16 protein-coding genes and 1 tRNA gene are annotated in these 19,073 nt (G+C 71.8%); 8 read left to right on the forward strand and 9 right to left on the reverse strand.

From position 1 onward, the window contains the following. Nucleotides 1-58: 58 nt before the first annotated feature. Complete coding sequence (locus ACFYMO_RS24695; RefSeq protein WP_366773761.1) at nucleotides 59-568, forward strand: MarR family winged helix-turn-helix transcriptional regulator; 510 nt, start codon at nucleotides 59-61, stop codon at nucleotides 566-568. Here ACFYMO_RS24695 and ACFYMO_RS24700 read toward each other — a convergent pair. From ACFYMO_RS24700 to ACFYMO_RS24710, 3 genes are all read right to left on the reverse strand, one after another. Beyond that, nucleotides 517-1,425 carry a nitroreductase/quinone reductase family protein gene (locus tag ACFYMO_RS24700; RefSeq protein ID WP_366773760.1) on the reverse strand — a complete coding sequence of 303 codons (909 nt, stop codon included), beginning with the start codon at nucleotides 1,423-1,425 and terminating at the stop codon, nucleotides 517-519. The two genes, ACFYMO_RS24695 and ACFYMO_RS24700, sit on opposite strands and share 52 nt — an antisense overlap. Nucleotides 1,426-1,840: 415 nt before the next feature. Then, nucleotides 1,841-3,067, reverse strand: a complete 1,227-nt coding sequence (locus tag ACFYMO_RS24705) for a PLP-dependent aminotransferase family protein (protein ID WP_388548962.1) — start codon at nucleotides 3,065-3,067, stop codon at nucleotides 1,841-1,843. A gap of 100 nt (nucleotides 3,068-3,167) precedes the next feature. Beyond that, on the reverse strand, nucleotides 3,168-3,605 hold the full coding sequence (locus ACFYMO_RS24710) for a VOC family protein (protein ID WP_366773758.1): 438 nt from the start codon (nucleotides 3,603-3,605) through the stop codon (nucleotides 3,168-3,170). Nucleotides 3,606-3,796: 191 nt separating this feature from the next. Between ACFYMO_RS24710 and ACFYMO_RS24715 the strand changes: the two genes are divergently transcribed. Further along, nucleotides 3,797-4,156, forward strand: a complete 360-nt coding sequence (locus ACFYMO_RS24715) for a hypothetical protein (protein WP_366773757.1) — start codon at nucleotides 3,797-3,799, stop codon at nucleotides 4,154-4,156. A 680-nt stretch (nucleotides 4,157-4,836) separates the two neighbouring features. On the opposite strand, the gene ACFYMO_RS24720 is transcribed toward ACFYMO_RS24715, so the two are convergent. Continuing rightward, nucleotides 4,837-5,742 carry an NAD(P)-dependent oxidoreductase gene (locus tag ACFYMO_RS24720; RefSeq protein ID WP_366773756.1) on the reverse strand — a complete coding sequence of 302 codons (906 nt, stop codon included), beginning with the start codon at nucleotides 5,740-5,742 and terminating at the stop codon, nucleotides 4,837-4,839. Between the two features lie 92 nt (nucleotides 5,743-5,834). Between ACFYMO_RS24720 and ACFYMO_RS24725 the strand changes: the two genes are divergently transcribed. Next, a complete protein-coding gene (locus ACFYMO_RS24725; protein WP_388548966.1) occupies nucleotides 5,835-6,266 on the forward strand; it encodes a MarR family winged helix-turn-helix transcriptional regulator in 432 nt (143 codons plus the stop codon). A 459-nt stretch (nucleotides 6,267-6,725) separates the two neighbouring features. Here the strand turns inward: ACFYMO_RS24725 and ACFYMO_RS24730 are convergent, their stop codons facing one another. Next, on the reverse strand, nucleotides 6,726-7,184 hold the full coding sequence (locus ACFYMO_RS24730) for an acylphosphatase (RefSeq protein ID WP_388548969.1): 459 nt from the start codon (nucleotides 7,182-7,184) through the stop codon (nucleotides 6,726-6,728). 45 nt (nucleotides 7,185-7,229) lie between these two features. Next, nucleotides 7,230-8,474 (reverse strand): nitronate monooxygenase, encoded by a 1,245-nt coding sequence (locus tag ACFYMO_RS24735; RefSeq protein WP_388548972.1) that lies wholly within the window; start codon nucleotides 8,472-8,474, stop codon nucleotides 7,230-7,232. Between the two features lie 408 nt (nucleotides 8,475-8,882). Between ACFYMO_RS24735 and ACFYMO_RS24740 the strand changes: the two genes are divergently transcribed. The 3 genes from ACFYMO_RS24740 (at nucleotide 8,883) to ACFYMO_RS24750 (ending at nucleotide 12,623) form a co-directional block, all read left to right on the forward strand. Then, nucleotides 8,883-9,752, forward strand: coding sequence for a LysR family transcriptional regulator (locus tag ACFYMO_RS24740; protein ID WP_388548975.1), 870 nt, complete (start codon nucleotides 8,883-8,885; stop codon nucleotides 9,750-9,752). Between the two features lie 258 nt (nucleotides 9,753-10,010). After that, nucleotides 10,011-11,015 carry an MDR family oxidoreductase gene (locus ACFYMO_RS24745; RefSeq protein ID WP_366773752.1) on the forward strand — a complete coding sequence of 335 codons (1,005 nt, stop codon included), beginning with the start codon at nucleotides 10,011-10,013 and terminating at the stop codon, nucleotides 11,013-11,015. A 105-nt stretch (nucleotides 11,016-11,120) separates the two neighbouring features. Further along, complete coding sequence (locus ACFYMO_RS24750; protein ID WP_366773751.1) at nucleotides 11,121-12,623, forward strand: CoA transferase; 1,503 nt, start codon at nucleotides 11,121-11,123, stop codon at nucleotides 12,621-12,623. Nucleotides 12,624-12,823: 200 nt separating this feature from the next. Here the strand turns inward: ACFYMO_RS24750 and ACFYMO_RS24755 are convergent, their stop codons facing one another. Together ACFYMO_RS24755 and ACFYMO_RS24760 are read right to left on the reverse strand one after the other, a co-directional pair. Next, complete coding sequence (locus tag ACFYMO_RS24755) at nucleotides 12,824-13,309, reverse strand: hypothetical protein (protein WP_366773749.1); 486 nt, start codon at nucleotides 13,307-13,309, stop codon at nucleotides 12,824-12,826. A gap of 142 nt (nucleotides 13,310-13,451) precedes the next feature. Further along, nucleotides 13,452-13,538 (reverse strand) — tRNA-Leu (locus ACFYMO_RS24760). 464 nt (nucleotides 13,539-14,002) lie between these two features. On the opposite strand from ACFYMO_RS24760, the gene ACFYMO_RS24765 reads away from it, so the two are divergent. Both ACFYMO_RS24765 and ACFYMO_RS24770 read left to right on the forward strand, forming a co-directional pair. After that, nucleotides 14,003-14,818 carry an ABC transporter ATP-binding protein gene (locus tag ACFYMO_RS24765; RefSeq protein ID WP_388548979.1) on the forward strand — a complete coding sequence of 272 codons (816 nt, stop codon included), beginning with the start codon at nucleotides 14,003-14,005 and terminating at the stop codon, nucleotides 14,816-14,818. A gap of 113 nt (nucleotides 14,819-14,931) precedes the next feature. Then, complete coding sequence (locus ACFYMO_RS24770) at nucleotides 14,932-17,466, forward strand: ABC transporter permease (protein WP_388548982.1); 2,535 nt, start codon at nucleotides 14,932-14,934, stop codon at nucleotides 17,464-17,466. A 197-nt stretch (nucleotides 17,467-17,663) separates the two neighbouring features. Here the strand turns inward: ACFYMO_RS24770 and ACFYMO_RS24775 are convergent, their stop codons facing one another. After that, the gene (locus ACFYMO_RS24775) at nucleotides 17,664-19,025 is read right to left on the reverse strand and encodes a cyclopropane-fatty-acyl-phospholipid synthase family protein (protein ID WP_366774543.1); all 1,362 of its coding nucleotides are present in this window, start codon (nucleotides 19,023-19,025) and stop codon (nucleotides 17,664-17,666) included. Between the last annotated feature and the right edge of the window lie 48 nt (nucleotides 19,026-19,073).

Here is a 19,073-nt window from a genome sequence, read left to right on the forward strand (position 1 = left end):
CTGACCGCCGACCGTAACAAGGAGGTTCGAATTTGAACAACCGAGTAGAATGGACACCATGGCCGGAACCAGGTGGCTCGATGAGCGGGAAATGGCGGCCTGGCAGGGCTTCCTGGAAGCCACCAGCCGCGTCTCCCGCCATCTGGAGCAGCAGCTCAAGGAGGACGCGGGGCTCTCCCATCCGCACTACGAGATCCTCGTCCGCCTCGCCGCGGCACCCGACGGCGAGGTGCGGATGACCGACCTGGCAGAAGGACTGTTCACCTCCAAGAGCGGCCTCACCTACCAGGTGGGCCAACTGGAGAAGCGCGGCCTGGTCGAACGGCACTCCTGCCCCACCGACGTCCGCGGCGTCCTGGCCGCCCTCACCCCGGAGGGCCGCGACGTGCTGCGCGCCGCGGCCCCCGGTCATGTGGCCGCCGTGCGGGCCGCCTTGATCGACGTGCTGGACCCGGACGAGCTCGACGTCGTCGCCCGCGCCCTCGGCCGGGTCGGAAGGCGGCTGCGGCCCCCGGATCAGGGCGCCGGCAACTCGGACAGCGGCGGGATCAGCACCTCCTCCTCGTAGTCGAGGTGTGCCTCCAGCTCCTCCGTCATCCGGGCCAGTTCGTTCCGGAAGCGGTCCGGGTCGGCCGAGGGCAGCGCCGCCAGCAGCGACTCCAGCTCTCCCCGGATCCGCTCGACCGTCCGGTGCTCGGCGCGCAGGCGGGCGAGGGCCGGGGCCAGCCGCGGGTACTTCTCCTCCAGAACCGGGAAGGCACCCTGGTCCTCGGAGGTGTGATGGACGTGCAGGGACTCGCAGAAGGCCAGGCAGTGCTGCCGGAGCTGGAGCCCGAGCGGGAGCGCCCCGGCGCCGTCCGCACCCGGTGCGCGTGCCGCGAAGTACGCCTCCGCCTCGGCCGCAATCCGGCGCAGTTGGGCGCGCAGCCAGGTGTGCACCTCCAGCAGCTTGTCGACGAGGCCGGTGAACGGCGCGTCCGGGTACGAGTGCTCCAGCCGCACCACCGGTAGCCGCCGGTCCGTCCGCGCCTGGTAGTCGGCGTATCCGGGCTGCTGACCGGACACGTAGGCGAACAGCCGTTCGCGTTCGGACCCCTCGGCGGGCACCGCCACCGCCCCGAACGTCTCGGTCCCCACCTCCACACGGACCATGGGGTGCGCGAGGAGATTGCGGTACCAGGCGGGGTGCCGATGCGCACCGCCCGCGGAGGCGACGACGAGCAGCGCACCGTCCTCGTCGCGGACGAACCCGAGCGGCGAGGTCTGCTCCGTACCGGTACGGGCGCCGGTGGTGGTCAGCAGCAGCAGATCGCCCCCGGCGAAGGGCCCGCCGACCTGCCCGGCGTTGGCGCGGAACTCCTCGACGACCGCGCGGTTGAAGTCCGCGACGCGGGGCGGCGTGGACGGGTTGGGTGAAGGGGTCAAGAAAGCAACTCCTCGGGAGATGGGCCCCCGGGAGCACGCGTACGGCGCAGATGCGCGCGCACGGGCGCGCCGCGCACGCGGGTGCACCGGCGGCTGTGGGCAGCCCGGCCGCCGGTGCACCCGGGCAGGGAAGGGCCCGGTGGAAGAAGGACGGTGCGGAAGGGAACGGAGAGGCGCTCGCCCGGTCAGCCGGCGGCGCGGGACGGCAACCGCGCTGTGCGCGTGCCGTCAGCTCTCACGTGTCAGACGAGCCCGGCGGTGTGTGTACCCACGATGCACTCCTCACGTCAGGGTGCCTCCATGGCGCTGCCGTACACGGCAGCAGCGACACGCGGCACGGTCGCCCATTCAACCGCCCGCCCTCCGCCGGGGCAAGGCGCTCGCGAGACCGGCCGAGTTCCGACGTCCCGCCCTGCTACCGCGCCCCGGCCCGCAGCGCCCCGCCCAGCCGCCGCAGCCCCTCGCGGATCTCCTCCGCGGAGTGCGTGGTGAACGACAGGCGCAGCGACGCCGGGTCGGCGGGGCCCGCGAAGAACGGCGCCCCGGGGACGTACGCCACATCCCGGGCGACCGCGTCGTGCAGCAGTTCTGTGGCGTCCCTGCCCTCCGGAAGCCGCGCCCAGACGAACATCCCGCCCTGCGGGCGGTTCCAGGTGCTGCCGGGCGGCAGCGCGGCGGCCAGTCCGTCCAGCAGCGCGTCGCGGCGCACCCGGTAGGCGTCCCGGACCCGGGCCAGGTGCGCGTCCAGGTCGTTGTCCGCCAGATAGCGGGCGGCCGCCGCCTGGTCGACGGTCGAGCAGTGCAGATCGAGCGACTGCTTGACGACGACGCAGGCGCGGCGCAGCGCGGCGGGCGCGCGCAGCCAGCCCAGCCGCAGTCCGGGCGCCAGCACCTTGGAGAAGCTGCCGAGCAGGACCGTGCGGTCCGCCGCCCGCGGCAGCGCGGCGACCCACGGCTCGGACTCGCCCTCGAACCGCAGTTCGCCGTACGGATCGTCCTCCACGATCCACATCCCGTACCGCGCGGCGATCTCGGCCACGGCGCGGCGGCGCTCCAGCGGCAGAGTGCGGCCGGTGGGATTCTGGAAGGTGGGGATCAGGTAGAGCAGCTTGGGCCGCTCGCGCTCCACGGCCTCCGCCAGCGCCACCGGGTCGAGGCCCGCGTCGTCGGAGCGGACGGGCACCACGCGCGCACCGGCGAACCCGAAGCACTGCAAGGCCGCCAGATAGGTCGGATCCTCCACCAGGACGGTGTCGCCCGGCTCCAGCAGCGCGGTCGCCAGCAACGTGAGGGCCTGCTGGGAGCCGGTCGTCACCACCAGTTCGTCCGGCACCGTCGGCAGGCCCCGCGCCGCCAGCCGCCCCGCCACCGCGGCACGCAGCGCCGGGTCGCCCTCGGTGGTCGAGTACTGCAGCACCCGGCGCGGTTCGTCGGCGAGCACCCGGTCGTAGGCGGCCCGTATCTCCTCCGCGGCGAACAGCTCGGGCGCCGGGAGCCCCCCGGCGAAGGAGATGACGTCGGGCCGCTCGATCAGCGCCAGGATCTCCCGTACCGGCGAGGAGCCGACCGAGGCGGCGCGGGCGGCGAGCGGAGGCGCGGGGGCGGGGGCGGGAACCGGGCCCGCGTACGTGCTGGGAGTCATCCCCGCAGCCTAGAAGGGATGCGCGGCAGCTCCCCGGCGGATTCCGGTATCCGGGCAGCGGCCCCGCCTCCGCCCGCGTCCCCGGCGGGTTCCGCACGCCTCAGCGGGCCCGCTCGCCTCCTTCGTCCTGCTCCGCCTGGATCAGCCAGAGGTGGCCGTCCGGGTCGGCGAAGGCGCCCGCGTACCCCCAGGGCCGGTGGGCCGGCTCGCTGACCGTCCGGGCCCCGGCGCGGAAGGCGCGGGCGAGCGTCTCGTCCACCTCGTGTTCCGCGCCGACGGGAACCGCGAGGACGCACTCGCTGTGCCCGGGTCCGGCGACGGCGTGGTCGCCGGTGATCCAGTCGAAGCCGTCCGCGGGGATCAGCATCAGCCGCAGCCCGTCGTTGACGACGAACCGCAGCGGCTCGGGTACCCCGTCCTCGGCGAGCTTCCCCACCGCCGCCAGGCCCAGCCCGTCGCGGTAGAAGGTGTAGGCCGCCATCCGGTCGGCGACGGGCAGACTGACGGTGACCGGTGCGAGCGTGCGGCCGACGGCCATGAGTACCTCCTGGATACATCCGGGTGCGTGCTGCGGACCTTCCATTGCGCCCCGCCGCGGCGCCGCGGCGTGCGCGCCACACCGGCGCCGCGAATCGCCGGTCGGGGCACGGTCACACCGCACAGCGGCCCGCGGGCCGATATTGGGCCTGGAGCGAAAGTGCGCGAACACCAGCGAGGGAGGCCCGCACGATGACGGCGGAGATGTCCGAAGGGGAGATGGAGGTGTCCCTGGAGCTGAGCGGCTGCGCCTGCGAGGACGCCGAGGCGGTCTTCCGGGTGCTGAGCGGGCTGTACCCCTCGGACTGGGCGGAGCTGCAGCCCGAGGGCCGCAAGGCCAACGTGTGGCTGTCGCGCTTCGATGTCACACGCGACAGCGGACGGCCGGACGCGGTGACGCTCGGCGCGCAGGTGACGGCGGAACTCCAGGGCGCCCCGCAGGCGGTGGAGCGGCTGCACCGGGTACTGCTGGAGGCGTTCGGCGTGGTGGAGGTGCTGGAGGTCGCCGGCGACCAGGAGAAACAGCTCCGCCTCCAACTGGAGACCCGCTGACGGCGCCCACGGTTCCGGTGCGGCCGGGGTGCGCGGACGGTGAGTTCGGGTGGCCGGACGCCACCCCGTATGAACGCACCGTCCCCACCCGCTCGGCGCGCACCGTCCCCGGTGGGTCACCGCAGGTCACGACAGTTGAGCAGGTGGTGCCCGGAGCCGGACTTGAACCGCTTCCGGAACCCCCTCTGACCTGCGGCGATGCTCTGACCTTACGCGATCGGCGCGCGTCTCCCCGGATCCTCCCGCATCTCCCCGGATCTCAACGCCTCCGTGCTCCCGTGGGAGCACGCGCGGGAACACAGCCCGCCAGCGGCCGCCGCCCTTTTCGGCAGAGCGAGAGCCGGACCCCCGCCCCGACCGGCGCCCGGGGGAACACGGCCGGTGTCGCTCCGGCCGGGGCGGGAGCCCTGGACGTGCAGAGCCCTACGGGCGATGGAGGCAGTCAGGTGCTCGTTCTCACCCGGTAACACCCCAGACGAGGGCGCCGAGCAGCGCCGCCAGTACGACCACCAGGAAGCGTTCACGCCGCACTGCCGCCACCGCAGTCCGGCGGCGTGGGCGGTCGTGTCCGCGCTCGCGGACGAGGGAGCAGTGAAAGGCGAAGCAGGCAATGCGCAGAGCTGTGGGACGTCCGGCGGTTCCGCGCGCTTCGGCGGGTCACTGGCGGTGCAGGGCGGGTGTCAGTCGCCGGATGGCGAGGGATCTACGTGAACCCGTTGGGTTTCACCGACCGGGGCGAGAACGGCCCGGATCGATGCCAGGTCCCGGTCGCTGAGCCCTGCGGCTCCGGCCCGCTCGTAGATTTCCTGGATCGTGCTGAGCAACGCGTCGGGCGCTCCGGCGGACGCCGAGGCGGCCCGGAGGTGCCTCAGGTCCTTGACGGCGGCGCGGACGGGACTCAGAGTCTCCTCGCTCCGTCCGGTCAGCTGAGCGGAGCGGTAGTGCAGGTAGGCACTGTCCGCGTGGGTGCCGGTGACAGCGCGGATGAACAGCGACGGGTCCAGTCCGAAGGCCTCGGCCAGCACCGCCGACTGCGCAGCCATCGCGTTCATCCCGAAGAGCCAGGCGTTGCACACCAGCTTCAGCAGGCTGGCCCTACCGGGTCGGTCGTCGACATCCACGACGTGGGACGCGAGGGATTCCAGTACGGGTGTCGCCGCGACCTTGTGCGGTCGCGTACCGGCCACCATCAGCGTGAGTTCCCCGCGTGCGGCCGGCCCCGGGTTGCCGAGGAACGGGGCGTCGAGAATCGGCACGTCGAGACGAGAGGCCGTTTCGATCACTTCGGTGATCTCGCCCCCCACGGTCGCGCTCTGCACGACGACGGTGTCCGGCTCGAGGGCCGGAGCGATGTGCCGCAGGACGTCGAGTACCGCCTGAGTGTCGAAGACGGTCACCAGGACGACTCGGGTGGAGCGCACCGCCTCGGCTGCGGTCGCGCAGATCAGAGCCCCGTCGTCGGCGAGCGGTCGGGCCCGTGACGTGGTCCGGTTCCAGACGCGGACCGGGAAGCCCGTTTGGAGCAGTCGCCTGGCCATGGCCGAGCCGGAGTCGCCGGTCCCGAGGATCGCTACCGGTTGGTTCATCTTCACTCCCGGAGTCAAAGTTGTCGTATCAATTTGATGTATCAATTCATCGTGGACGTTTACCGTACGGCACGAGAGCGAAAGGGGAAACCATGGGGTCGTTGCAGGGCGCAGATGCAGGGGATACGACGCAGCCGGCGCTGTCCGCGCACGAGAAGGAAGCCTGGAGGTCATTCCTGCGCTTCAGCGGGGAGGTGATCTCTGCCGTCGAGCGCGACGTGTACGCTGCCACCGGCTTGTCGGGGGCAGACTTCCAGATCCTCGCCCGCCTTCATGAAGCCGAGGAACATCAGCTCACCCAGAAGGACCTGGGCGTCCTCATGGGCTGGACTGCGACACGCCTGTCACATCAGATCGCCAGGATGGACAGACGCGACCTGGTCGACCGCGAAGCCGCCGGTCGCGGCCGCCTCATGATGCTCCACCTCACGGACGCCGGATGCCGGGCCTACACCTCAGCCCTGCCGGTACACACACGTTCGGTACGCGAGAACTACTTCCGCCGGCGGCAGGAGGCCTCCTGAGCCGGTGAAGGCCTCGGCGTCGACCCTGCACCTTCCCACCGACCCCGCTGTTCCCCCGGGCCGCCGGAGCCTGCTCCCCGGACGCGGACGGAGCGGCGCAGTCCGCCGAGGTGTTCCCGCCGTCGTCGTACCCGGCGAAGCCCAGGACCTGTTGCGCACCACCCCTCTCCTGCCGGTCGCCAAGGTCTGGACTCCGGCGTCTGGAAAGGGACCGCCGACCGGCGCGAGGCCTACGCCGACGACCTCCACGCGCCGCGGAGCATCAACGCCCCTCAGTCACCACCGAATGTGAGACAGAGCCGCTCACCGTACAGAGCCGGTCCAGGTTCGGCTGTCGCGCGACGAGCTGACGGCCATGGGCTCCTCCGTCCTCCTGTACGCCAACGCCGCGATGCAGGGAGCCATCCGGCACCCGGACCGTGTCGACCGGCCTGCGCGGCGCCGGTTTCCTCGCGTCGGTCATGGACCGGCTCGCCCCCTGGGCGGAACGTCATCGGCTGATCCGCCGTGCCGAGGACGAGGAGCTGGAACGGAGCCATACGTCCTTACGGCGCCGGTCCGCTGAGCGAGCGATGCGCGCTCAGCGGTTGGGGCGGTGTCCAGGACGCGGAAATCGCGATCGCCTTCGGGGTGCCCGGTGGTCACGGCGCACTCGGTCACCTCGGCGGCGCCCGGTCCCTCGGCAGCCCAGCCCACCAAGCGCTGCACGCCGTCCGGTGAGCCTTCGAAGACGGCTTCCACGTCGCCGTTGTGAAGGTTGCGGACCCATCCGTTCACGCCCGCTTCGCGGGCCAGTTGGCAGCAGGTGTCGCGGTAGTACACGCCCTGGACGAGGCCGCGGACGTGGACGTTTCGTCGGATCAGCACGGGGAGCCCTTCGAAGCAGGAACGGTGGTGGGGCAGGCCTGTAGGACGCACCCGGCGAGGCGGACAGGCCGGGTGGGCCGTACGGGCCGTTCTTGTTCAGAGGCGGCTGGTCAGCCGGTCGATGGTGCGCGATGCGGGTTCGGTCCTGGCCTCTCGGTAGCCGGTTCCGGCCCACAGGTGGATCAGCCGTGTGTCGCCGGCCGCGGTGGCGGCCTGGCGGAGCCCGCTGGTGAGGTGGTGGAGGCCGGGGTAGCCGGCGGGGGCGCGATCGGAGTACTGGTCGGTGAAGTGGTTGCGCAGGGCACGGGCTGGCCGTCCCGTGAAGGCGCGGGTGAGGACGGTGGAGTCGAAGGCGGGGTCCGCCAGTGCCGCCTTGTGGGGTGCGCAGGCCCCGCTCTCGTCGGTGCGCAGCAGCGCGGTGCCGACCATGGCGGCGTCCGCACCGGCCCGCAGGGCGTCGGCCACGTCGGTGGGGGTGCCGATCCCGCCGGTGGCGACGGTGGGCAGGGCGGTGGCGCGGCGTACCTCGGCGACCAGGTCGGACAGGGCGGTGGCGGCGAGTGGCCGATCGGGGGTGAGCGTGAACGAGTGGCCCCCGGCGGCCAGCGCCTGCACGATCAGTGCGTCGGCCCCGGCATCTGCGGCCCGCCGGGCCTCGTCTGCCGTGGTGACGCCCTGCAGGACCGTGGTTCCGACTCGGCGCAGGCTCGTGATGACGTCCCTGTCGGGGATGCCGAAGGTGAAGGAGACCCAGGGGACGGGGTGGACCTTGAGCAGTTCGATCTTCTCCCACCAGCGGTCGTCGTCGTCCGTCGGTGCGGCGTCGGGCAGGGTCACCCCGTAGCGGTCGGCCTCTTCCCGCAGCTCACGGGCGTACCGGCCGTACTCCTCGGGGGAGATGGGCACGGGGTTGGGAACGAAGAGATTGACGCCGAACGGGACTCCCTCGGCTTCGACGGCGTGGATCTGCCCGGCCAGCGCCTGCCCGCTTTTGTACCCTGCGGCCAGGAAGCCCAGTCCGCCTGCGCGGGCGACGGCGGCGACCAGGGCGGGCGTGCTCGGCCCGCCGGCCATCGGCGCGGCGAGGATCGGACGGTCGATGCCGAGCCCGGTCAGCAGTGTGCTCATGGGCGCTCCTTGAGGTGTGAGGTCAGGCGGTCGGGGCCGCCGGGGCGAGGTGGTACGGGAAGCGGACGCAGATGGCCGCCGCAGTGGCCCCGGCCAGGGCGACCATGACGCTTCCCAGCAGCAGGGCCTGGCGATCACGAAGGTCAGCGCGCCGGCCGCGCCCGCCACGAGCCGCAGCGCGAACCACAGGACGCCGTCGTGCGTGGCCGGCATCAGCGCCGGCGTGCCGACCAGCACGAGGAGCGATCCGCGCAGCGCCGCCGCCGACCGTACGAGGGCGGGGGCGGCGATCCCGACGAGGGCGCCGAGGAGGTGGCCGGTGAAGTTGGCACGTGGCCAGGTTCGCCCCGAACGCCGAGGAGAGCTCGGCCCGCTCGCGCATCAGCGGCAGGATGGGGGTGTAGACGAACCTGCCGACCCCCATGCCCGCGGCGAGCGCCGCCCCTGCGTGGACGGCGATCGTCCACGCAGATGTCGTACGCGGTGGGGACGCGGTTGACGCGTGCACGGCTGTGGTCACCTTCCTGGTGCTGTTCAGGGTCGCCTTCGACGCTAGGCAGCCCGTACACGCCTGGGAAATGCCCGTTAGGCTGCCGATATGTATGACGCGCATGGACGGCGGTGAGGGCCGCCACGGGCATGGACATCGAACTGCGCCATCTGCGGGCCTTCAGCTCCGTCGCCCGCTACCGCTCCTTCTCACGAGCCGCCGAAGAACTCCTGATCACGCAGCCGGCGCTCAGCCGTACGATCGCGCAACTGGAGAACAGGCTGAGCGTCCTGCTCCTGGACCGGTCCTCCCGGCATGTCGAGCTGACCCAGACCGGTGCGCGTTTCCTGGACCACGCCGAGAGGGTCCTCGCCGCCCTGGACGACGCCCTGGCCGTGGTCCAGCACAGCGGCGTCCTCCGGCTCGGCTTCAGTTGGTTGCTGCCCGACCCCTGGGCGCAGCGGACGTTCAGCCGCTTCGAGGAGGACACCGGCGCCTCGGTCAGCCTGAGCCGCACCGACGACCCGGTCCAGGCGCTGCGGCAGCGCACCGTCGACATCGGTCTCGTCCGAGGGGACGCCAAGGTGCCCGCGGGGATGCGGACAGTGCACTTGTACGACGAGCCGCGGGTCGCCGTCTGCTCACGCGACAGCGCCCTGACCCATTTCACCCATCTGGAATGGTCCGACGTCCCGCACTGGGCCCTGGTCGTCAACACCGTCAGCGGGACCACCGGCCCCGGGGCGTGGCCCGACGGCCGACGCCCGGCCCAGGTCATCGAGACGGCGAACTACGACGAATGGCTGGAGACGGTGGCCGCCGGTCGGGGCATCGGCATCGTCCCCGAGGTCGCGGAACGCCGTACACAGCATCCGGCCCTGCGCTTCATCCCTCTCACCAACGCGCCCCCGAGCCCGGTGCATCTCGTCCACCTGCCCGACGCCCAGCGGACACTGATCCGGCGATTCCTTGACGCCGCCCTGCGGAGTGCGTCCGAGTGACGTGCCCGGCCGGTCACCAGCCTCCATGCCCACCCCGCATGGATGCGTCGTGGCAGGCATTTCCCCCCGGCCCGGACTGTCATTAGCGTCGGGAGTGCAACTGGCGGTCAGCGCGGCACCGGCTCCTGACGACTGCTGGGCCCTCTGCGCAGGCTGCGAGAGGCTCTGCGCTGGGGCTGCCCTGCATCGGGCCGGTCTTCTCGTACGAGGCCGGGGCCGACCGCCACCCGCCGCACCCGCGAGAAAAAGAGCCGCCGCATGACTGCATCCACTGGATTCACCGGCTGGATCACCCGCGAACTCCCGGACGGGCACCGCGCCACGCTCGAAGAACTCGACAGCGGAATGCTGGAGGACCGCGACACCACCCTGCGTGTGCACTATTCGAGCGTCAACTACAAAGACGCCCTCGCGCTCCAGGGCCGTCCCGGCGTGGTCCGCCGCCATCCCCTGGTGCCGGGCATCGACGTCACCGGAGAGGTCCTCACCAGCAGGCACCACCGCTGGCGCCAGGGTGACCTGGTCACGCTGAACGGCGCCGGGCTCGGTGAGGACCGGCACGGCGGCCTCGCCGAACTCGCGGCCGTCGACGGCGGGGACCTCGTGCCGGTGCCCGTCCCCTTCACGCCGGCCCAGGCGGCGGCCGTCGGCACCGCCGGATTCACCGGCGCGCTCAGCCTCCTCGCCCTCGAACAGCAAGGGCTGGCCCCCGAGCACGGACCGGTCCTGGTCACCGGGGCGGGTGGCGGCGTCGGCTCGATCGCCGTCGCGCTGCTGGCCCACGCCGGCTACGAAGTGATCGCCGCGACCGGCCGTCCGGAGATCCTGCACGACGGGCTCATCGCGCTCGGCGCGGCCCAGGTCGTCGACCGCGCGGAACTCGACCCCAAGGGGAGGCCGCTCGCAAAGCAGCGTTGGGCGGGCGTGGTCGACGCGGTCGGCGGCCCCGTCCTGGCAGGCGCGCTCGCCGGACTGCAGCATGCCGGCACCGCCACCACCTGCGGACTCGCCGCGAGCGCCGCATTCCCGGGGAACGTGCTGCCGTTCATCCTGCGCGGCATCGGGCTGATCGGCATCGACTCCGTGCGCACCCCACGCGAGCGTCGCGACGCAGCCTGGCAGTTCCTCGCACACCATCTCGACCCGACCCTGCTCGACAGTGTGACCCGGACCATCCCCCTCGCGGCCGTTCAGGACGCCGCCGCGGACATGCTCGCCGGTCAGGGAACGGGCCGCATCGTCGTCGACGTCCGCGCGCGCTGACCCTGGCCGCGCGGAACCAACGACTCAAGCAACCAGGCCCCTGCCGCACACCACCACGGGGTACCGCGCAGCGGACGAGGCAGGGACCACGCCAAGGAGAATGTCATGGACACCACAAATGAAGGCCCGCGCGCCTTCGACGAACTTATGGCGCTCCGGGGCGGCGAGCGGCCGGCGCCCGGCGAGGTGACCACGACGGGGTCCGACCCCCTGTTCGCCTCACCGTTCCGCGTCGGCCGGACCCTCGCCGACGCCCTCGCGGCCCGTGCGGTCGCCGCGAACGACCTGTGGGAGATTCGGACCGGCCGCCGGCAGCGACTCGAGGTCGACGTACGGGCCGCGGCTGCCACGGCCCTGGGCGGCGAGGACATGACTCTCGTCCGCGACGCGGAGGGCACATATCAGCCCATCCCGGTATCGCCCGACATCGAGCATATGGCATCGCTCACCCAGCCCTGGCGGACCGCCGACGACCGCTGGTTCGTCCCACACTTCAACCTTCCACACCTCGAACAGCGCGTGCTGGACGTGCTGGGTTGCGAGGCCACGCCCGCCTCGGTGGAGGCCGCGGTCCGCAAGCGGAAGGCGGACGACCTCGAAGAAGCGATCGCCGCCGCCGACGCGTGCGGCGGAGTCGTCCGTACCGCGGAGGAGTGGCTGGACCACCCGCAGGGCGCCTATCTCGCCGGGCGCCCGGTCGTGGAGATCACCAAGATCGGTGACAGCGCCCCGGAGCCCCTGCCCGTCGGCTCCGAACCGCTCGCCGGCCTTCGCGTACTCGATCTCACCCGCATCCTCGCAGGGCCCACCGCCGCCCTCAGCATGGCCGAGCACGGGGCGGACGTCCTCATGGTCACCGCGCCGCACCTCCCCCAGGTATCGCCGTTCGTCCGCGACACCAGCCACGGCAAGCGCAGCACCTACCTGGACTTCACCCGCCCCGACCAGGCTGCTCACCTGCGCGAACTCGCCTCCGAAGCAGATGTGTTCATCGAGGGATACCGTCCGCACCGACTGGAGGCGCACGGCTTCGGCCCGGCCGACCTCGCGGCCATCCGGCCGGGAATGGTGTACGTCAGCGTCAACTGCTTCGGCTCGGGCGGCCCGTTCGGGGGCCGCGCCGGTTGGGACCAAGTGGCCCAGGCCGTGACCGGCGTCTGCGACATCCAGGGACGCGCGACGGGGGCGGGCCGCCCGCAGCTCACGCCGGTCTTCCTCTGCGACTTCCTCACGGGCTTCCTGGGCGGCTACGGAGCGATGCTCGCCCTCGCGCGCCGCGCCCGCGAAGGCGGTACATACCGTGTCAACGTCTCCCTCTGCCAGTCCGCGATGCTTCTCCAACGACAGGGACTGGTCAGCGACTTCGACGACGCGGCAGGCCATCTGGAGCCCACGGAGTTCGAGCGCTACGCGGTGGCCGACGATGCCACCCCGTACGGCGATCTGAAGAGCCTCGGCCCCGTCATCCGCATGTCGGAGACGGCGCCCCGCTGGTCGGGGACGACGCCACGGCTGGGCAGTACGCGGCCGGAATGGCTGCCGCGCGCACACGCACCTTCGGGGCAGACGTGTCCACCGTCGGCACACACATCGGTGCGAGCGCGGTGATCTCCCCCAGCGCATCCCGGTCCCGTACCCGACGAGCGTCAGGAGCCGGTCGCTGCGCCGCTCCATGCACGAGATGAGCGCGTCCACCTCGGCCGGCGTCAGGAACTCGATGTCCTCGCTCTCGTCGCCCCCGTCATCGTCCGCGCGGGGCAGGTTCGCCTGCGCGCAGGGGTTGCGGCCACGCAGCGGCGGCTCGGCCGTCACCGCCTCCTGCAGGATGCTGGACAGAAGCCGTGCACGTTGCGGATGGTCTTCGGGCTCATGGGCCGCCACTTGGGCTCGCGTCCGTTCTTGGACGCCTGCCCCCGGATCACCTTCGTCTGCTCCAGCATCCGCACCCATGCCCGGACGGTGTCCCGGCGGGAGTGTTCTGTGCTGCGCACGTCGCAGTTGCCGACCGTCGGGAGGATCCACTTCTCGAGATCGCGCATGCACGCCTTGCGGTAGTGCTCCTCGACACCTGCGCGGTTCTGGATGCTGTTCGCCGCGAAATCACGGAAACGGTAGCGGTCCTCGTCGGGCCGGGCCGCGTCGGCGGCGATGTGGCCCGTGCCCTTGATCCAGCCGGGCGGCCACTGCTGCCCGGCCTCGTCGACAGCCTCCTTGAACACCGTCGCCGAGTCCTCGTCGTCGAACCGCTCGGTCTGCCACGGCCCCGACCGGACACCGCCGAGCCGCCATTTCACCGGGCAGCTGGCCGTTTCGCCGGCCTTGTTCGTTCGCGGGTGAACGCCCGCATGCGGCGCACAACAATCCCGGTGTTCCCGTAGCGGTCCGGGGACCCGCTCGGAATCAGCTGTCTTCGCAGGTCAGCGCGGCAGGAACAGGTGGTGCCCGGAGCCGGACTTGAACCGGCACGGCCGCCGAGGGCCAACGAGGTTTAAGCTCGTCGTGTCTGCATTCCACCATCCGGGCACCGGCTCCTGGACCGCGTCGTACGCCCCCGGGCGCAGACGCCCCTCCCCAGGGCGTGGGACGAGCCTATCCAGGGTCTTCCCCTGAACAGCGGATCGACAGAGCGATGTTGTCTTATTTTATTGGCAACTGACGGGCCATCAGTGTCACATGCGCCACCTCGCAGCGGTCTCCCCCCTGCGCCCGAGGCGTCAGAAATGACGGAAAGTCGCCGGTCGGTCACGGGTGTGTACGTCCCATGTCGACCAGCGGCATATGACAAGGGGGTTTGCGGACACGCGCGCCGGACCCGTCTCAGGGTCGTCCGTCATACCCAAGGATGACCGGCGGACCGGGTTCTACCTCCGAAGGCTGTCCCGGAACCAAGAGCCGCGGCGGATCCCGGCGCGCGGTTGGGACGGAACGATAGGGGCAGACGGAAAGTTCCGTCGCTCACCTTCGACGTCCGACAGGAGCCCCGCGCCGTGACGACCAGTACCCGTCAGCAGCACACCGCGGGTGGCCCGCACCCCGGAGCCCCCGCCGACCATGCGCACTCCGGCGTCGCCGCGGCGCGCGCCACCGATCTGTCCAAGGTCTACGGCCAGGGCGAGACCCAGGTCGTCGCGCTCGACCGGATAACGGTCGACTTCCGGCAGGCCGAGTTCACCGCGATCATGGGCCCCTCGGGCTCCGGCAAGTCCACCCTCATGCACTGCATGGCCGGACTGGACTCGATCTCCAGCGGCAGCGCCCGGATCGGCGACACCGAGCTGACCAAGCTCAAGGACAAGAAGCTGACCCAGCTGCGGCGCGACCGCATCGGCTTCATCTTCCAGGCGTTCAATCTGCTGCCCACGCTCACCGGGCTGGAGAACATCACGCTGCCGATGGACATCGCGGGCCGCAAGCCGGACAAGGAGTGGCTGGACCGCGTCATCCAGACCGTCGGGCTCACCGACCGGCTCAAGCACCGGCCCAACCAGCTCTCCGGCGGCCAGCAGCAGCGGGTGGCCGTCGCCCGCGCCCTCGCCTCCCGCCCGGAGATCATCTTCGGGGACGAGCCGACCGGGAACCTCGACTCCCGCGCGGGCGCCGAGGTCCTCGGCTTCCTGCGCAACTCTGTGCGCGAACTGGGCCAGACCGTCGTGATGGTCACCCACGACCCGGTGGCCGCCGCCTACGCGGACCGGGTGGTCTTCCTCGCCGACGGCCGCATCGTCGACGACATGGCCGAGCCGACGGCCGACGGCGTGCTGGAGCGGATGAAGTCCTTCGACGCCAAGGCCCGGACGAGCTGAGCCGGGCGCGTGCCCGGACGTGACGGTCCGGGCCGAATCCGCCCCCGCGCTCCCGTCCCGCGCTCCCACCGCCCGTCCAGCCCACTCGCAGAAGGACCCTCCAGGACTTCCTCATGCTCCGTACCGCCTTGCGCAACGTCTTCGCGCACAAGGCCCGGCTGCTGATGACGATGCTCGCCGTACTGCTCGGCGTGGCCTTCGTCTCCGGCACCCTGGTCTTCACCTCGACCATTTCCGACGCGTTCCACAAGAGCTCCGAGAAGGGCTACGCGCACGTCGACGTCTCCATACGCCAGGACGGGAACGACGCGCCCGAGGGCCGGGACTCGCTCTCCACGCTCGACCAGCGCACCCTCGACAAGGCCGCTGACCTGCCCGGCGCCCAGTCCGCCACCGGCGTGGTCTCCGGTTTCGCCGCGCTCTCCGACAAGGACGGCGAACTCGTCGGCGACGGCTTCTCCACCCAGGGCGCCAACTACTACAGCGGCCGGGACGGCAAGGGCAGCGACCCGCGCTACCCGATGAAGGACGGCGCGGCACCGCGCGCGCCCGGCCAGATCGCGCTGGACGCCAAGACCGCCGAGCGCACCGGGTACCAGGTCGGCGACACCGTCCGGATGTCGGTGAACGGCCCCGTGCGCACCGAGAAGGTCACCGGCATCTTCACCACCGACGACGGCAACGTCGCCGCGGGCGGCACCCTGGTGCTGTTCGACAACACCACCGCGCAGAAGCTGTTCGCCAAGCCCGGTGAGTACACCGAGATCTCGATGCGCGCCGACCAGGGCGTCTCGCAGACGGAGCTCAAGAAGCAGGCCGCCGGCATCCTGCCGTCCGGCACCGAGGCCGTCACCGGCAAGAAGCTCGCCGACGAGGAGTCCAAGCAGATCGAGCAGGGCATGTCGGGCATGAAGACGAGCCTGCTGGCCTTCGCCGGGATCGCGCTGTTCGTCGGCATCTTCATCATCGCCAACACCTTCACCATGCTGGTCGCGCAGCGCACCAAGGAGCTGGCGCTGCTGCGCGCGGTGGGTGCCAGCCGCCGCCAGGTCACCCGCTCGGTGCTGATCGAGGCGCTGGTCGTGGGCACGGTCGCGGGGCTGGCCGGGATGGCGGCCGGAGTCGGCATCGGCGCCGGGCTGCGCTCCCTGGTGGGCAGGATGGGCACCATGCCCGACGGGCCGCTGGTGGTCGAGCCGTCCACGGTCGTCGTCTCGCTGGTCGTCGGTGTCGTCGTCACCGTCCTGGCGGCCTGGCTGCCCGCGCGGCGCGCGGCCAAGATCCCGCCGGTGGCGGCGATGGGCAGTGTCCACGCCCCGTCGACGACCCGCTCGCTGATCGTCCGCAACACCATCGGAGCGCTGCTGTCGGCCGCCGGAGCGGCCCTGGTGCTGGCGGCGACCGAGATGGACGACGGCAAGGCCCCGATGGGCGGCGGTGCCGCACTGCTGCTGATCGGCGTCTTCGTGCTCACCCCGCTGCTGTCCCGCCCGCTGATCGCGGCGGCGGCCCCGGTGCTGCGGCTCTTCCAGGTCAGCGGGAAGCTGGCGCGGCAGAACGCGGTGCGCAACCCGCGGCGCACGGCCGCCACCGCCTCCGCGCTGATGGTCGGGCTGACGCTGATCACGGGCCTGACGGTGATCGCCGGCGGGGTGCAGCAGGCCATCGAGAAGATGGCGTCCGGCTCGCTGAAGGCCGACTACACGGTCTCGATGGCCAACTACACGCCGCTCTCCCCCGAGGTGGAGAAGAAGCTGGCCCGCGCGGACGAGGTCACCGCGACCTCGCCGCTGCGCAACGCGCGGTCGAAGATCGACGGCGACACCGAGTACCTGACGGGCGTCAACGGCTCCACCATCGCGCAGCTCACCTCGATCGACTTCACCGCGGGCGGCTGGTCCGGCGTCAGCAGCGGCAAGCAGGCCGTCGTGGACGAGGACACCGCGAAGCAGCGGGGCTGGAAGCCCGGGTCCCGGTTCGAGGTGACCTACCAGGACGGCGAGAAGGGCCGGTTCTCCGTCGCGGGCGTCTACCACGGCAACCAGATGATCAAGGGCATCATGGTCGACAACAAGGCCGTGACCCCGCATCTGGCCAAGGTCGCCGACATGCAGGTCCTCGCCAAGACGAAGGACGGCGCGACGGCCGAGGTCAAGGAGTCGCTGGAGAAGCAGCTCGGCAACAACCCGGCGGTCCTCGTGCAGGACAAGAAGGACATCTCCGAGGGCATCGCGCAGATGATCAACATCCTGCTGAACATGCTGTACGGGCTGCTCGCGATGGCCGTCATCGTCGCCGTCCTCGGCGTGGTCAACACCCTGGCCATGTCGGTCTTCGAACGCGGCCAGGAGATCGGGATGCTGCGCGCCATCGGCCTCGACCGGCGGGGGATCAAGCGGATGGTGCGGCTGGAGTCGCTCGTCATCTCGCTCTTCGGCGGCGTCCTCGGCATCGGACTGGGCGTGTTCTTCGGCTGGGCGGCCGGTGAGCTGATCTCCGGTTCGCTGGAGACCTACTCGCTCGTCCTGCCCTGGGGACGGATGGGCCTCTTCCTCGCGCTGGCCGCGCTGGTCGGCGTCCTGGCCGCGCTGTGGCCGGCCCGGCGCGCGGCCCGGCTCAACATGCTGGAGGCCATCAAGACGGAGTGACCGGAACGGCTTCCCGGCCCGCCCGGGAGACCGCACATGCGTGCGCCCCCTCCGATCCGGAGGGGGCGCACGCATGTGCGGTCCGCGGCGGTCCCGGCGGCGGGCGACCCGGACGCCGCCGGGACCGGCGGTCCCGCGCCGGTCCCGGCGTCAGCGCCGTACCGGGAAGTCCTTCAGAGCCGCCCCCGGAACAGCCGTCAGTCCCGTGCCTCCGCGTCGGCCGTCCAACGCCGGGTGCGCAGCGGCAGACCGGAGGCGCCGGACTCCGGGGTCCGTACGGCCAGCACCTGGTTGACGCCGATGCGGTTGCGCTCGAAGGCGAGGGCCGAAGCAGCCATGTAGAGCCGCCACACCCGGGCCCGCCCGGGGGTGGTGAGCCGGGTCGCACGGGCGAAGTCCGCCTCCAGGTTCCGCACCCAGGCGCGCAGCGTCAGCGCGTAGTGCTCGCGCAGCGACTCGACGTCCCGCACTTCGAAGCCGGCCCGCTCCAGCAGTCCCACGGTGCGTCCGACGGGAGCGAGCTCGCCGTCGGGGAAGACGTAGGCGTCGATGAACGGGTCCACCGCGTAGACCTCTTCGTCGGCGAGCGGGCGCCGGGCGATCTGGTGGTTGAGCAGCCGTCCGCCCGGCCGCAGGAGGGCGTGCAGATCGTCGGCGTACTCGCGGTAGCGGGCCGAGCCGACGTGTTCGGCCATGCCGACGGACGACACGGCGTCGTAGGGGCCGTCGTCGATCTCGCGGTAGTCCTGGACGCGGATCTCGACCCGGTCCGTCAGCCCTTCCTCGGCGATCCGCTTGCGGCCGTGGGCGGCCTGTTCGCGGGAGAGGGTGACGGCGACGGCACGCACGCCGTACTCGCGCGCGGCGTGCAGGACGAGCGACCCCCAGCCGCCGCCGACGTCCAGCAGCCGCTCGCCCGGGCGCAGCGCGAGCTTGCGGCAGATCAGGTCGATCTTGTCGCGCTGGGCCTCTTCCAGGGTGCCGTCCGGCTGCCAGTAGGCGCAGGAGTAGACCATGCTCGGCCCCAGCACCAGCGCGTAGAAGTCGTTGCCGACGTCGTAGTGGTGGCTGATGGCGTCGCGGTCCCGGCCGAGGGTGTGGCGCAGGCCGGTGCGGCGCCGGGCTTCCTCGGCGGGCGGCGGGGGCGGCAGTCCGGGACCGGCCAGCCGCAGCAGTTCGGCGGCGGCGCGGCGGGCCGCCGGGTCGCGTGCCAGGGACAGCGCGCCACCCGCCCAGCCGGTGCCGAAGGCGGGCGCCTCGCCGGTTCCGGCGGTGAGCGCGCCCTGCTCATCCCGCTCCCAGATGAGGCCGGCCAGCAGGTCGAGCGCCTGGTAGAGGTCGCCCTCGACATCGAGATCGCCTGCCACCCAGGCCCGGGCCAGTCCCAGCTCGCCCGGCCGCCACAGCACCCGGCGCAGCGCCCGGCGGCTGCGGACGACCAGAACGGGCCCACCGGGCGGGCCGGCCTCGCTGCGATCCCACGCGCGCACCCGGACCGGGAGCGGGACCCCGAGCAGTTGCTCCGCGAGCGCGACGATCCGTTCAGCGGCACCGGCCATAGAGCACACCTCCGTGTCAGGAAGGGGTGGATTCCCCGTACATGTAAC

This window comes from Streptomyces sp. NPDC007025 (assembly GCF_042869455.1).
Lineage (GTDB): Bacteria > Actinomycetota > Actinomycetes > Streptomycetales > Streptomycetaceae > Streptomyces.

What these genes read in the sequence shown, in the direction of transcription:
- ACFYMO_RS24695 (WP_366773761.1), top strand. Translation starts at nt 59, where the DNA reads ATGGCCGGAACCAGGTGGCTCGATGAGCGGGAAATGGCGGCCTGGCAG.
- ACFYMO_RS24705 (WP_388548962.1), bottom strand. Translation starts at nt 3,067, where the DNA reads ATGACTCCCAGCACGTACGCGGGCCCGGTTCCCGCCCCCGCCCCCGCG.
- ACFYMO_RS24710 (WP_366773758.1), bottom strand. Translation starts at nt 3,605, where the DNA reads ATGGCCGTCGGCCGCACGCTCGCACCGGTCACCGTCAGTCTGCCCGTC.
- ACFYMO_RS24715 (WP_366773757.1), top strand. Translation starts at nt 3,797, where the DNA reads ATGACGGCGGAGATGTCCGAAGGGGAGATGGAGGTGTCCCTGGAGCTG.
- ACFYMO_RS24720 (WP_366773756.1), bottom strand. Translation starts at nt 5,742, where the DNA reads ATGAACCAACCGGTAGCGATCCTCGGGACCGGCGACTCCGGCTCGGCC.
- ACFYMO_RS24725 (WP_388548966.1), top strand. Translation starts at nt 5,835, where the DNA reads ATGGGGTCGTTGCAGGGCGCAGATGCAGGGGATACGACGCAGCCGGCG.
- ACFYMO_RS24735 (WP_388548972.1), bottom strand. Translation starts at nt 8,474, where the DNA reads ATGCCGGCCACGCACGACGGCGTCCTGTGGTTCGCGCTGCGGCTCGTG.
- ACFYMO_RS24745 (WP_366773752.1), top strand. Translation starts at nt 10,011, where the DNA reads ATGACTGCATCCACTGGATTCACCGGCTGGATCACCCGCGAACTCCCG.
- ACFYMO_RS24750 (WP_366773751.1), top strand. Translation starts at nt 11,121, where the DNA reads ATGGACACCACAAATGAAGGCCCGCGCGCCTTCGACGAACTTATGGCG.
- ACFYMO_RS24770 (WP_388548982.1), top strand. Translation starts at nt 14,932, where the DNA reads ATGCTCCGTACCGCCTTGCGCAACGTCTTCGCGCACAAGGCCCGGCTG.
- ACFYMO_RS24775 (WP_366774543.1), bottom strand. Translation starts at nt 19,025, where the DNA reads ATGGCCGGTGCCGCTGAACGGATCGTCGCGCTCGCGGAGCAACTGCTC.